The sequence below is a fragment of the Paenibacillus sp. IHBB 10380 genome (assembly GCF_000949425.1).
Taxonomy (GTDB): Bacteria; Bacillota; Bacilli; order Paenibacillales; family Paenibacillaceae; genus Paenibacillus_AQ.
In genome coordinates, this window is record NZ_CP010976.1 from 1,677,204 (window position 1) to 1,692,584 (window position 15,381).

Sequence of the window (15,381 nt, forward strand, 5' to 3'; positions counted from 1 at the left end):
ATGATGCTGGTGTCGCGGATTCACCAGGAGCTGCAGGTGGAGGTGCCGCTGCGCGAAGTGTTCGGGCACGCGACGATCGAAGCGATGGCGGGCTACTTGCAGGAAGCAGAGAAGAAATCATATACCCCGATAGAGAGGGTAGAAGCGAGAGCGTTTTATCCGGTGTCACCGGCACAAAAACGGATGTATGTGGTCCAGCAGTTGGAAGGAGCAGGAGTCAGCTACAATATGCCGACGGTGCTGAAGCTGGAAGGAAAGCTGGACCGGGGACGTCTGGGCACGGCCTTGCAAACGGTGGTGAACCGGCACGAGGCCTTGCGCACGTCCTTTGACATGGCGGACGGGGAACTGGTGCAGCGGGTACACGCGGAAGTGGAACTGGCCGTAGCGTACGAAGAAGCGAGCGCTATGGAGATCGAGCATCGGATCGAAACGTTCATCCGTCCGTTTGATCTGAGTCAAGCACCGTTACTCCGGGCAGGAATCATACAGCTAGGGAAAGAGGAGCATGTGCTGGTGGTGGACATGCATCACATTATCTCCGACGGGGTGTCGATCAACCTATTCCTGCAGGAGTTCATGCAGGCGTATGAAGGACGAGAGCTTGGGAAGCCGGGAATCCAGTACAAGGATTATGCCGTATGGCAGCAAGAGCGGATCCGGAAGGGAGACATCGAGAAGCAGGAGCAGTACTGGCTGGAAGCGTTCGCAGGAGAAGTGCCCGTGCTGGAGCTGCCGACGGATTATCCGCGTCCGGCTATGCAGCAGTTTGAAGGTGCCAGCGTAGGCTGCGCGCTGGGAGAGGAATACAGCCAGAAGCTGGCGAAGCTGTCGCGCGCGAGAGGAGCGACGCTGTATATGACCCTACTTGCGGCGTATACCGTGCTGCTGTCGAAATATACAGGACAAGAAGACATCGTGGTGGGAACGCCGATTGCGGGAAGAGGGCACGCCGACCTCGGTGAAGTGATGGGGATGTTCGTAAATACGTTGGCGCTGAGGAACCGCCCGCAAGGGGAGAAAACGTTCGTATCGTACCTGGAGGACGTGAAAACGCAGGTGCTGCAGGCATATGAGAACCAGGAATATCCGCTGGAGGAGTTGGTGGAGAAGCTGGGTGTACGGAGAGATTTGAGCCGGAATCCGCTGTTTGATACGTTGTTCGCGCTGCAAAATGTAGAGATGAAAGAGTTCGGTCTAGAGGGACTGAAAGTAAGTCCGTACGGTTACGAAGGAAAGATTGCGAAATTTGATGTGAGCATGCAGGCCGTCGAAGGGGAAGGGAAGCTTTACTTCCATATGGAGTACGGAATCCGGCTGTTCCGCCCGGAAACGATGGAAAGATGGAGCAGTCATTGGCTGAGGTTGTTAGAGCAGGTGGCGGATCAGCCGGAGATCAAGCTGTCGGACATCGTGCTAATGACGAAAGAGGAACGGGAGCAGGTGTTGGTGTCGTTCAACGAAACGGAGGCACTGTACCCAAGGGAGAAGACGATTAGCGAGCTGTTCGAGGAGCAGGCGGAGAAGACTCCTGGGCAAGTAGCAGTGGTGTATGAAGGGGAGGAGTGGACGTACGAAGAGCTGAATGCAAGGTCGAACCAAGTGGCCCGTGTGCTGCGCAAGCACGGGGTAGGAACCGAGACGATCGTGGGCATCATGGTGGAACGCTCGCTGGAGATGATGGCAGGAATCCTGGGCATCCTGAAGGCAGGAGGCGCGTATTTGCCGATTGATCCGGACTATCCGGCAGAGCGGATTGCGTACATGCTGGAGGATAGCGGGACGAAGGTGCTGTTGACGCAGAAGCGGCTGACGGACCGAGTGGTGTTTGACGGAAGCATTGTGGCGTTGGATGAGGCGGGCGTATATGCAGAGGAATATCGCGGGAATATCGCGGGCGAGCACACGGCTGCTAGTTTGGCGTACGTGATTTATACGTCAGGGTCCACCGGGAAGCCGAAAGGGGTACTGGTAGAGCATCGATCTTTGGTGAATTTGTCACTATGGCACCAGCAACAGTATGCAGTGACAGCGAAGGATCGAAGCACGAAATTCGCAGGATTCGGGTTTGATGCGTCGGTGTGGGAAATTTTCCCGTATTTGATTAGCGGCTCCACGATCTATATCGTCAGCGAATGGATTCGCAGCGATGTGAAGCAATTACAGCAGTATATGGAGAGTAACGGGATTACGATTAGCTTTTTACCGACGTCGATGTGTGAAAAGTTTATGGAAGAAGAAGTCGGCTCCTTACGGTTGTTGTTAACGGGGGGAGATAAGCTACATCACTATAAGAGGCAGAAGTATGAGATCGTCAATCACTATGGACCAACGGAGAATACGGTAGTAGCCACCAGCTATGTGGTGGAAGAAGGGGCAAGCAATATCCCTATCGGAAAGCCGCTGCCGAATATGCAAGTGTATGTGCTGGGTGAAGCGAACCAGTTGCAGCCTATCGGAATCGCGGGAGAGCTGTGCATAGCCGGAGACGGGTTGGCACGAGGGTACTTGAACCGACCGGATCTAACGAAGGAAAAGTTTGTCGAGAACCCGTTTGTGGCTGGAGCGCGGATGTACCGAACAGGGGACTTGGTCAGATGGCTGCCGGACGGGAACCTGGAGTACTTGGGCCGGATCGATGAGCAGGTGAAGATCCGTGGCTTCCGGATTGAGCTGGGAGAGGTGCATGAGCAGCTCATGAAGCATGAAGCGGTGGAAGACGCGGTCGTCGTAGCGCGGAAGGGAGAAGAAGGCCAATCGTACTTGTGCGCGTACGTGGTGACGGAAGAGGAGTTACCGGTGTCGGCATGGCGCAAGCATATGGGCCAAAGCTTGCCGGAGTATATGATTCCGTCGTACTTCGTGCGAATGGAGAAGCTGCCGCTGACGCCAAACGGGAAGGTGGACCGCAAGGCGCTGCCAGCCCCGGAAGGAACGGTACACACGGGCGTGGAGTATGTCGCGCCGCGAAACGACATGGAGTCGAAGCTGGCGGACATCTGGTCGGAGGTGCTCGGTTTGGAGCGCATAGGGGTCCGGGACAACTTCTTTGAGTTGGGAGGAGACTCGATCAAGGCGATTCAAATCAGCGCTCGTTTGCATAAACAACAGTTGAAGCTGGAGATCGCGAACTTGTTCCTGCATCCGACAATTGAAGACGTGAGTCTGTATGTACGGCAGGTGGAAATGAGCATCGATCAAGGTCAAGTGAAGGGGCAGGTAGAGCTCACCCCGATTCAGCGATGGTTTTTCGAACAAAACTTCCAAGCGAAGCATCATTGGAACCAGTCGGTGATGGTATATAGGCAAGAGGGCTTCAACAGCGAGGCACTGAGGGAGGTTTTGCAGGAACTGGTGGCCCACCATGATGCGCTGCGAATGAGGTATGAGGGTGAAGGAGAAAGCGTCCTTCAAGTTAACGAAGGGATCGAAGGGAACAGAATCGAGCTAAGCGTAGTAGAGATCGTCGGGGATGAAGAGGAAGTGGCAAGGCGGATTGAGGCGGAATCGGAGCTCCTTCAAAGCAGCCTGAACCTAGAGTCGGGACCGCTGATGAGAGCTGGATTATTCAAGACCGGCAAAGGGGACCACTTGCTGCTGGCGGTCCATCATCTGGTGATCGACGGAGTCTCATGGAGAATCCTGCTGGAAGATTTGGCGATCGGGTATGAACAGAAGCTGGCGAATGAGGAAGTGAGCTTGCCGGAGAAGACGAACTCGTACCAACAGTGGTCCAAGGAACTGAACGAGTATGCCTACAGCAGGAAGCTGCTAAGAGAGAAGCCGTATTGGAAAGCGGTGGAAGAGGCGGAGATTGCAAGACTGCCGAAGGACATGGAGGCTGAGGCACAAGGGAATACATGGGGAGAGAGCCGGATCGAAATCGTGGAGTTCACGGAAGAAGAGACGGAGAAGCTGCTGAGAAACGTGCACCAAGCGTACCATACGGAGATGAATGACATCCTGCTGACAGGACTGACACAGGCCGTGGAAGAGTGGACGGGAGAAGAACGAGTAGGGCTGACGCTGGAGGGACACGGAAGGGAAGAGGTCATCAAGGGAGTGAACGTGAGCCGGACGGTGGGCTGGTTTACGAGCATGTACCCGGTGGTGTTGGAAATCAAGGGAAGGGAAGAACTGGGGAATCAAATCAAGCAGGTGAAAGAAACGCTGAGAAGGATACCGAATAAGGGGATCGGATACGGGATTCTGAAATACGTGACGGAGAAGGAAAAAACCCAGGAGCTGGAATTCAAACAAAGACCGGAGATTAGCTTCAACTACTTGGGGCAGTTTGACACGGAGATGGGAAGCCGCGTATTTGAAGGGTCTGGGATGCCGACGGGAGGCGAATTTCATCGAGATTCGGAACGAACACACAGGCTGGATGTAGGCGGTGCCATTGTGGGAGGCAAGCTGCAGATGAGCATTCAGTATCCGGGAAGAGAGTACCGGGAAGAGACGATCAAGGGATTGCTGGAGAGCTATCGAGACCACCTGTGCCGGATTATCGAGCATTGTGTACAAAAAGAGGATGCTGAGAGAACACCTAGCGATTTTAGTACGAAAGCGTTGAATCTGGAGAGTTTGGAAGTAGTTTTGTCCAAGCTGGAGGAAATACGAGACGGGAACGAGATAGAAGACGTATATACGCTGTCCCCGATGCAAGAAGGAATGCTGTTTCATGCCCTAGCGGAAAGAGGCAGAAGCGATTATTTTGTCCAATTGAGCTTATCGGTCAAGGGTCGGCTTGAAATAGAAGCTTTGACTACGAGTTTCCAGCGGATGGTTGAGAAATATTCGATCCTAAGAACGAACTTTTTGTATGAAAAAATAGATCAGCCTTATCAAGTCGTCTGGAAAACGAGAAAGGTGAATGTGTATTACGAGGACATCAGGGAGCTTGCAGAGGAAGAAAAGGAAGCCCGTTTGCAAGAGTATGAGAACGGGGAGAAGGAAAGAGGATTCGATCTTAGCAAGGATCTTCTGATGAAGGTGTCGGTGATCCAGACGGGTGAGGACACGTACAGAGTGATCTGGAGTTACCATCACATCATCATGGATGGCTGGTGCACGGGGATCGTTCTGGGAGATTTGTTCAAGTATTACGTTCAATTGAAAAGCGGTCAGCGCGTGGAGTTGGAAAAAGCGTATCCGTACAGCGATTACATCCAATGGCTGGGGGAGCAGGATCAAGAAGAGGCGCTGGAGTACTGGGAGAACTACTTGAGGGGGTACGAGGAACAGGCAAGCGTACCGACGCAGCGGAAAGGTGAAGGAAACGGGGAGTATCGGCAAGAGGAAGTGATCGTGACTGTAGAGGAGAAGGAGAGCAGTCAATTGAACAGGCTCGCTCAAAAATACCAAGTGACGATCAACACGATGGTCCAGTCGATCTGGGGGATTTTGCTGCAAAGGTACAACCAAGCGAGAGACGTGGTGTTCGGTTCGGTGGTCTCAGGAAGACCTGCGGAAATTGAAGGCGTGGAGAAAATGGTGGGGTTATTCGTGAATACGATTCCCATCCGAGTATACGCAGAGCCGACGGAGCGATTTGCAGACCTGGTGCAAGGGATGCAGCACAGAGCGTTAGCCTCGGAGAAATACGATTACGTATCGTTAGCAGATGTGCAGGCGAAGAGCCAGGTGAAGCAAGGGTTGCTGGATCACATTATGGCATTCCAAAATTTCCCTATAGGTGAAGAACTGAAGAGTCAAACGGACGGGGAAGGGTTAGGCTTCGAGATAGAGGGAGTCGAAGAATTCGAGCAGACGAACTATGACTTTAACATCACAGTCATTCCGGGGAAACGGCTGACGTTTAAAATGAATTACAATGCAATGGCGTACGAACAGGAGTTTATCCAGAGAATCGGGCAGCATGTGGAGAGAATTATCCAGCAGGTAGTGGAGCGTCCGGAGCTGCGGATCCAAGAGCTTGACATCGTGATGGAAGAGGAACGGGAGCAGGTGTTGGTGTCGTTCAATGAAACGGAGGCACCGTACCCGAGGGAGAAGACGATTAGCGAGCTGTTCGAGGAACAGGTGGAGAAAACTCCGGAGCAAGTAGCAGTGGTGTACGAAGGGGAGGAGTGGACGTACGAAGAGCTGAATGCAAGGTCGAACCAAGTGGCCCGTGTGCTGCGCAAGCACGGGGTAGGAACCGAGACGATCGTGGGCATCATGGTGGAACGTTCGCTGGAGATGATGGCAGGAATCCTGGGCATCCTGAAGGCAGGAGGAGCGTATTTGCCGATTGACCCGGACTATCCTTCAGAGCGGATTGCGTACATGCTGGAGGATAGCGGGACGAAGGTGCTGTTGACGCAGAAGCGGCTGACGGACCGAGTGGTGTTTGACGGAAGCATTGTGGCGTTGGATGAGGCGGGCGTATATGCAGAGGAAGAGCGCGGGAATATCGCGGGCGAGCACACGGCTGCTAGTTTGGCGTACGTGATTTATACGTCAGGGTCCACCGGGAAGCCGAAAGGGGTACTGGTAGAGCATCGATCTTTGGTGAATTTGTCACTATGGCACCAGCAACAGTATGCAGTGACAGCGAAGGATCGAAGCACGAAATTCGCAGGATCCGGGTTTGATGCGTCGGTGTGGGAAATTTTCCCGTATTTGATTAGCGGCTCCACGATCTATATCGTCAGCGAATGGATTCGCAGCGATGTGAAGCAATTACAGCAGTATATGGAGAGTAACGGGATTACGATTAGCTTTTTACCGACGTCGATGTGTGAAAAGTTTATGGAAGAAGAAGTCGGCTCCTTACGGTTGTTATTAACCGGGGGAGATAAGCTGCATCACTATAAGAGGCAGAAGTATGAGATCGTCAATCACTATGGACCAACGGAGAATACGGTAGTAGCCACCAGCTATGTAGTGGAAGAAGGGGCAAGCAATATCCCGATCGGAAAGCCGCTGCCGAATATGCAAGTGTATGTGCTGGGTGAAGCGAACCAGTTGCAGCCTATCGGAATCGCGGGAGAGCTGTGCATAGCCGGAGACGGGTTGGCACGAGGATATTTGAACCGTCCAGAGCTGACGAAGGAGAAATTTGTCGAGAACCCGTTTGTCCCTGGAGAGCGGATGTACCGGACGGGGGATTTGGCCAGATGGTTGCCGGATGGGAACCTGGAGTACTTGGGCCGGATTGATGAGCAGGTGAAGATCCGTGGCTTCCGGATTGAGCTGGGAGAGGTGCACGAGCAGCTCATGAAGCATGAAGCGGTGGAAGACGCGATCGTCGTAGCCCGGAAGGGAGAAGAAGGCGAAGCGTACTTGTGCGCGTACGTGGTGACGGAAGAGGAGCTGCCGGTGTCGGCATGGCGCAAGCATATGGGCCAAAGCTTGCCGGAGTATATGATTCCGTCGTACTTCGTGCGAATGGAGAAGCTGCCGCTGACGCCAAACGGGAAGGTGGACCGCAAGGCGCTGCCAGCCCCGGAAGGAACGGTACACACGGGCGTGGAGTATGTCGCGCCGCGAAACGACATGGAGTCGAAGCTGGCGGACATCTGGTCGGAGGTGCTCGGTTTGGAGCGTGTGGGCGTCCGGGACAACTTCTTTGAGTTGGGAGGGCACTCGCTGAAAGCGATGATGCTGGTCTCGCAGATTCATCAGGAACTGCAGGTGGAGGTGCCGCTGCGCGAAGTGTTCGGGCACGCAACGATCGAAGCGATGGCAGGCTACTTGCAGGAAGCGGAAAAGACAACGCACACCCCGATAGAGCGTGTGGAAGCGAAAGCGTTTTATCCGGTGTCGCCGGCGCAAAAACGGATGTATGTGGTTCAGCAGCTGGAAGGGGCAGGAGTCAGCTACAATATGCCGACGGTGCTGAAGCTGGAAGGAAAGCTGGACCGGGGCCGTCTGGGCATGGCCTTGCAAACGGTGGTGAACCGGCACGAGGCATTGCGCACGTCCTTTGACATGGCTGACGGGGAACTGGTGCAGCGGGTACTCGCGGAAGTGGAACTGGCTGTGGCATGCGAAGAAGCGAGCGCTATGGAGATCGAGCATTTGATCCAAACGTTCATCCGTCCGTTTGATCTGAGTCAAGCGCCGTTACTGCGGGCAGGCATTTTACAGCTAGGGGAAGAGGAGCATGTGCTGGTGGTGGACATGCACCACATCATCTCCGACGGGGTGTCGATCAACCTATTCCTACAGGAGTTCATGCAGACGTATGAAGGAAGAGAGCTTGGGAAGCGAGGAATCCAGTACAAAGATTATGCGGTATGGCAGCAGGAGCGAATCCGCAAGGGAGACATCGAGAAGCAGGAGCAGTACTGGCTGGAATCATTCGCAGGAGAAGTGCCGGTGCTGGAACTGCCAATGGATTATCCGCGTCCGGCTGTGCAGCAGTTTGAAGGTGCCAGCGTAGGCTGCGAGCTGGGAGAGGAGTACAGCCAGAAGCTGGCGAAGCTGTCGCTTGAGAGAGGAGCGACGCTGTATATGACCCTATTGGCGGCATATACCGTGCTGCTGTCGAAATATACAGGGCAAGAAGACATCGTGGTGGGAACGCCGATTGCGGGAAGAGGACACGCCGACCTCGGTGAAGTGATGGGGATGTTCGTAAATACGTTGGCGCTGAGGAATCGCCCGCAAGGGGAGAAAACGTTCGTTTCGTACCTGGAGGACGTGAAAACGCAGGTGCTGCAGGCGTATGAGAACCAGGAGTATCCGCTGGAGGAGTTGGTGGAGAAGCTGGGTGTACGGAGAGATTTGAGCCGGAATCCGCTGTTTGATACGTTGTTCGCGCTGCAAAACGTAGAGATGAAAGAGTTCGGTCTGGAAGGACTGAAGGTAAGCCCGTACGGATACGAAGGAAAGATTGCGAAATTTGATGTAAGCCTGCAGGCAGTCGAAGGGGAAGGGAAGCTCTACTTCCATGTGGAGTACGGAAGCCGGTTGTTCCGCCCGGAAACGATTGAGAGATGGAGCAGCCACTGGCTGAGGCTGTTAGAGCAGGTGGCGGACCAGCCGGAGATCAGGCTGTCGGACATCGAGCTGATGACGGAAGAGGAACGGGAGCAGGTGTTGGTGTCGTTCAATGAAACGGAGACGCCATACCCGAGGGAGAAGACGATTAGCGAGCTGTTCGAGGAACAGGTAGCAAAGACACCGAAGCAAGTAGCAGTGGTGTACGAAGGACAGGAGTGGACGTACGAAGAGCTGAATGTCAGATCGAACCAAGTGGCGCGTATGCTGCGCAAGCACGGGGTAGGGGCCGAGACGATCGTGGGCATCATGGTGGAACGTTCGCTGGAGATGATGGCCGGGATCTTGGGCATCCTGAAGGCAGGAGGAGCGTATTTGCCGATTGACCCGGATTATCCGGCAGAGCGGATTGCGTACATGCTGGAGGATAGCGGGACGAAGATGCTGCTGACTCAGGAGCCTTTGACGGACCGGGTGGCGTTTGACGGAAGCATTGTGGCGTTGGATGAGGCGGGCGTATATGCAGAGGAATATCGCGGGAATATCGCGGGCGAGCATACGGCTGCTAGTTTGGCGTACGTGATTTATACGTCCGGGTCCACCGGTAAGCCGAAAGGAACCTTGATATCCCATTTCAATATTGCCAGGGTCGTAAAAGACACCAATTATATTGAAATTACAAGCGATGATACCTTGTTGCAACTATCCAACTATGTGTTTGATGGATCGACATTTGATATATGGGGTGCGCTGCTAAATGGTGCAAAACTTTTGCTAATCAACAGAGAGAGCGTATTGGACGCAAGTAAACTTTCAACAATCATTCACAAAGAAAACATAACGGTTGTCTTTATGACTACGGCTCTATTCAATGCACTTATTGATGTCAACCCGGAATGCCTCAGTAGGGTAAGAAAAGTGTTGTTCGGGGGCGAAAAAGTATCGGGAAGTCATGTGGAGAAAGCAATCAAATATTTGGGCGAAACTAAAATCATACACGTATATGGTCCTACTGAAAGCACAGTGTTTAGTACTTATTATGCGGTGAACGAAGTCTCGTCTCGGGCGGACAACATTCCGATCGGTAAGGCTATCAGTAATACGAAGCTGTACGTTATGAATAGTAAAAATCAGCTTCAGCCTATTGGAATAGCGGGAGAGCTGTGCATAGCCGGAGACGGGTTGGCGCGAGGGTACTTGAACCGACCGAAATTGACGGAGGAGAAGTTTGTGGAGAACCCGTTTGTGCCAGGAGAGAAGATGTACCGAACGGGGGACTTGGTAAGATGGCTGCCGGACGGGAACCTGGAGTACTTGGGCCGGATTGATGAGCAGGTGAAGATCCGTGGCTTCCGGATTGAGCCGGACGAGGTGCGCCAGCAATTAATGAAGCATAAAGCGGTGGAAGACGCGGTCGTTGTGGCCCGGAAGAGAGAAGAAGGCGAAGCGTACTTGTGCGCGTACGTGGTGACGGAAGAGGAGTTGCCGGTGTCGGCATGGCGCAAGCATGTGGGAGAAAGCTTGCCGGAGTATATGATTCCGTCGTATTTCGTGCGTGTGGAGCACCTGCCGCTGACGCCAAACGGGAAGGTGGACCGCAAGGCGCTGCCAGCACCAGAAGGGGTGGTACACACAGGCGTGGAATACGTCGCGCCGCGAAACGACGTGGAGTCGAAGCTGGCGGACGTCTGGTCGGAGGTGCTCGGTTTGGAGCGCATCGGGGTCCAGGACAACTTCTTCGAGCTGGGGGGTCACTCGCTGAAAGCGATGATGCTGGTGTCGCGGATTCACCAGGAGCTGCAGGTGGAGGTGCCGCTGCGCGAAGTGTTCGGGCACGCGACGATCGAAGCGATGGCGGGCTACTTGCAGGAAGCAGAGAAGAAATCATATACCCCGATAGAGAGGGTAGAAGCGAGAGCGTTTTATCCGGTGTCACCGGCACAAAAACGGATGTATGTGGTCCAGCAGTTGGAAGGAGCAGGAGTCAGCTACAATATGCCGACGGTGCTGAAGCTGGAAGGAAAGCTGGACCGGGGACGTCTGGGCGCGGCCTTGCAAACGGTGGTGAACCGGCACGAGGCATTGCGCACGTCCTTTGACATGGCGGACGGGGAACTGGTGCAGCAGGTACAAGAGGAAGTGGAACTGGCTGTAGCGTACGAAGAAGCGAGCGCTATGGAGATCGAGCATCGGATCCAAACGTTCATCCGTCCGTTTGATCTGAGTCAAGCACCGTTACTCCGGGCAGGAATCATACAGCTGGGGAAAGAGGAGCATGTGCTGGTGGTGGACATGCATCACATTATCTCTGATGGGGTGTCGATCAACCTATTCCTGCAGGAGTTCATGCAGACGTATGAAGGACGAGAGCTTGGGGAGCCCGGAATCCAGTACAAGGATTATGCCGTATGGCTACAGGAGCGGATCCAGAAGGGAGAAATCGAGAAGCAAGAGCAGTACTGGCTGGGGGCGTTCGCAGGAGAAGTGCCTGTACTGGAGCTACCAACGGATTATCCGCGTCCGGCTGTGCAGCAGTTTGAAGGTGCCAGCGTAGGCTGCGCGCTAGGGGAGGAGTACAGCCAGAAGCTGGTGAAGCTGTCGCGGGATCGAGGAGCGACGCTGTATATGACCCTACTTGCGGCGTATACCGTGCTGCTGTCGAAATATACAGGGCAAGAAGACATCGTGGTGGGAACGCCGATTGCGGGAAGAGGGCACGTCGACCTCGGTGAAGTGATGGGGATGTTCGTAAATACGTTGGCGCTGAGGAATCGCCCGGAAGGGGAGAAAACGTTCGTATCGTACCTGGAGGACGTGAAAACGCAGGTGCTGCAGGCGTATGAGAACCAGGAGTATCCGCTGGAGGAGTTGGTGGAGAAGCTGGGTGTACGGAGAGATTTGAGCCGGAATCCGCTGTTTGATACGTTGTTCGCGTTGCAAAACATGGAGATGAAAGAGTTCGGTCTGGAAGGGCTGAAGGTAAGTCCGTATGGGTACGAAGGAAAAATTGCGAAATTTGATGTGAGCGTGCAGGCCGTCGAAGGGGAAGGGAAGCTCTACTTCCATGTGGAGTACGGAAGCCGGTTGTTCCGCCCGGAAACGATGGAGAGATGGAGCAGCCATTGGTTGAGGTTGTTAGAGCAGGTGGCGGATCAGCCGGAGATTAAGCTGTCGGACATCGAGCTGATGACGGAAGAGGAACGGGAGCAGGTGCTGGTGTCGTTCAACGAGACGGAAGCGCCGTACCCGAGGGAGAAGACGATCAGCGAGCTGTTCGAGGAACAGGTAGCAAAGACACCAAAGCAAGTGGCGGTAGTGTACGAAGGGGAAGAGTGGACGTACGAAGAGCTGAATGCTAGGTCGAACCAAGTGGCGCGAATGCTGCGCAAGCACGGGGTAGGGTCCGAGACGATCGTGGGCATCATGGTGGAACGTTCGCTGGAGATGATGGCCGGCATCTTGGGCATCCTGAAGGCAGGAGGAGCGTATTTGCCGATTGACCCGGACTATCCGTCGGAGCGGATTGCGTACATGCTGGAGGATAGCGGAACGAAGGTGCTGCTGACCCAGAAGCGGCTGACGGACCGAGTGGCGTTTGACGGAAGCATCGTGGCGCTGGATGAGGCGGGCGTATATGCAGAGGAAGAGCGCGGGAATATCGCGGGCGAGCATACGGCTGCTAGCTTGGCGTATGTGATTTATACGTCAGGGTCCACCGGGAAGCCGAAAGGGGTATTGGTGGAGCATGCGAGTCTAACCAATATGTTGTCAGCGATGCAGCAACGATATCCACTACAAGCAACCGGAGCCTATCTATTAAAGACTGCCTACACGTTTGATGTATCGATCACGGAGTTGTTCGGATGGATACTAGGGAACGGTCAACTGGTGATAGCCAAGCAAGGCGCGGAAAAGGATTGGGCCAAACTGGAAGAGGTGATCGATCGCCATCCAATCACGCACATCAACTTCGTTCCCGCGATGTTGCACCTGGTGATGAACGAGGGTGTAGAACAAGAGAAGGTTAGGAAGCTGGAGTATGTGTTCGTGGCAGGAGAAGCGTTCCCTAGCGACTTGGCGAACAAGCTGAACGAACTATGGCCGGACGTCAGCGTAGAAAATATGTACGGTCCGACGGAAGCGACCATCTATGCGACGCAATATGCCCTGGGGAGGAAGGAAGGAATCCACGTCCCTATCGGAAAGCCGCTGCCGAATACCCAAGTGTATGTGCTGGGTGTAGCAAACCGGTTGCAGCCTATTGGAATCGCGGGAGAGCTGTGCATAGCCGGAGACGGGTTGGCACGAGGGTACTTGAACCGACCGGATCTAACGAAGGAAAAGTTTGTGGAGAACCCGTTTGTGGCTGGAGCGCGGATGTACCGAACAGGGGACTTGGTCAGATGGCTGCCGGACGGGAATCTGGAGTACTTGGGCCGGATCGATGAGCAGGTAAAGATCCGTGGCTTCCGGATTGAGTTGGGAGAGGTGCGCGAGCAGCTCATGAAGCATGAAGCGGTGGAAGACGCGGTCGTCGTGGCCCGGAAGGAAGAAGAAGGCCAAGCGTACTTGTGCGCGTACGTGGTAACGGAAGAGGAACTGCCGGTGTCGGCATGGCGCAAGCATATGGGAGAAAGCTTGCCGGAGTATATGATCCCGTCGTACTTCGTGCGTGTGGAGCACTTGCCACTGACGCCAAACGGGAAGGTGGATCGTAAGGCGTTGCCAGCACCGGAAGGGGCGGTACACACGGGTGTGGAGTACATCGCGCCACGAAACGACATGGAGGCGAAGCTGGCGGACGTCTGGTCGGAAGTGCTCGGTTTGGAGCGCATAGGGGTCCGGGACAACTTCTTTGAGTTGGGAGGAGACTCGATCAAGGCGATTCAAATCAGCGCTCGTTTGCATAAACAACAGTTGAAGCTGGAAATCGCGAACTTGTTCCTGCATCCGACGATTGAAGACGTGAGTCTGTATGTACGGCAGGTGGAGATGAGCATCGATCAAGGTCAAGTGAAGGGGCAGGTAGAGCTCACTCCGATTCAGCGATGGTTTTTCGAACAAGACTTCCAAGCGAAGCATCATTGGAACCAGTCGATGATGCTATATAGGCAGGAAGGCTTCAACAGCGAGGCGCTGAGGGAGGTCTTGCAGGAACTGGTGGCCCATCATGATGCGTTGCGAATGAGGTATGAGGGTGAAGGAGACAACGTCCTTCAAGTTAACGAAGGGACCGAAATCGAGCTAAGCATAGTAGAGATTGTCGGGAATGAAGAGGAGGTAGCAAGGCGGATCGAGTCGGAGTCGGAGCGTCTCCAAAGCAGCCTGAACCTGGAGTCGGGACCGCTGATGAGAGCTGGATTATTCAAGACTGGCGAAGGGGACCACTTGCTGCTGGCGGTCCATCATCTGGTGATCGACGGAGTCTCATGGAGAATCCTGCTGGAAGATTTGGCGATCGGGTATGAACAGAAGCTAGCGAATGAGGAAGTGAGCTTGCCGGAGAAGACGAACTCGTACCAACAGTGGTCCAAGGAACTGAAAGAGTATGCAAACAGCAGGAAGCTGCTGAGAGAGAAGCCGTATTGGAAAGCGGTGGAAGAGGCGGAGATTGCAAGACTGCCGAAGGACGAGGAGGTTGAAGCGAAAGGGAATACATGGGCAGAGAGCCGGATCGAGATCGTGGAGTTCACGGAAGAAGAGACGGAGAAGCTGCTGAGAAATGTGCATCAAGCCTACCATACGGAGATGAATGACATCCTGCTGACGGGATTGGCACAGGCCGTGGAAGAGTGGACGGGAGAAGAACGAGTAGGGCTGACGCTGGAGGGACACGGAAGGGAAGAGGTCATCAAGGGAGTGAACGTGAGCCGAACGGTAGGCTGGTTTACGAGCATGTACCCGGTGGTGCTGGAAATCAAGGGAAGGGAAGAGCTGGGGAATCAAATCAAGCAGGTGAAAGAAACGCTGAGAAGGATACCGAATAAAGGGATCGGGTATGGGATTCTAAAATACGTGACGGAGAAGGAAAAGACCCGGGACCTGGAATTCAAACAAAGACCGGAGATTAGCTTCAACTACTTGGGGCAGTTTGACGCAGAGATGGGAAGCGGTGTATTTGAAGGCTCCGGGATGCCGATGGGAAGCGCATTTCATCGAGATTCGGAACGAACATACAAGCTGGACGTGAGCGGCGCCATTGTGGGAGGCAAGCTGCAGATGAGCATCCAGTATCCGGGAAGAGAGTACCGGGAAGAGACGATCAAGGGATTGCTGGAGAGCTACCGAGACCACCTGTGCCGGATTATCGGGCATTGCGTACAAAAAGAGGATGCTGAGAGAACTCCTAGCGATTTTAGTGCGAAAGAGTTGAAATGGAAGGACTTTGAAATTGCAGTTCGACTCTTTGGAAAAAATTAAAAACGGAGG

General features: G+C 54.2%; 1 protein-coding gene (cut by a window edge). It reads left to right on the top strand.

Annotated elements, in window-relative coordinates; all coding sequences use genetic code 11:
* Positions 1–15,372: the 3' portion of a non-ribosomal peptide synthetase gene (locus UB51_RS07425; RefSeq protein WP_044876767.1), read on the top strand. 16,968 nt of this gene lie to the left of the window's left edge; 15,372 of the gene's 32,340 nt are visible here — the last part of the coding sequence; its start codon lies beyond the left edge, outside the window; it ends in the stop codon at positions 15,370–15,372.
* Positions 15,373–15,381 lie beyond the last annotated feature (9 nt).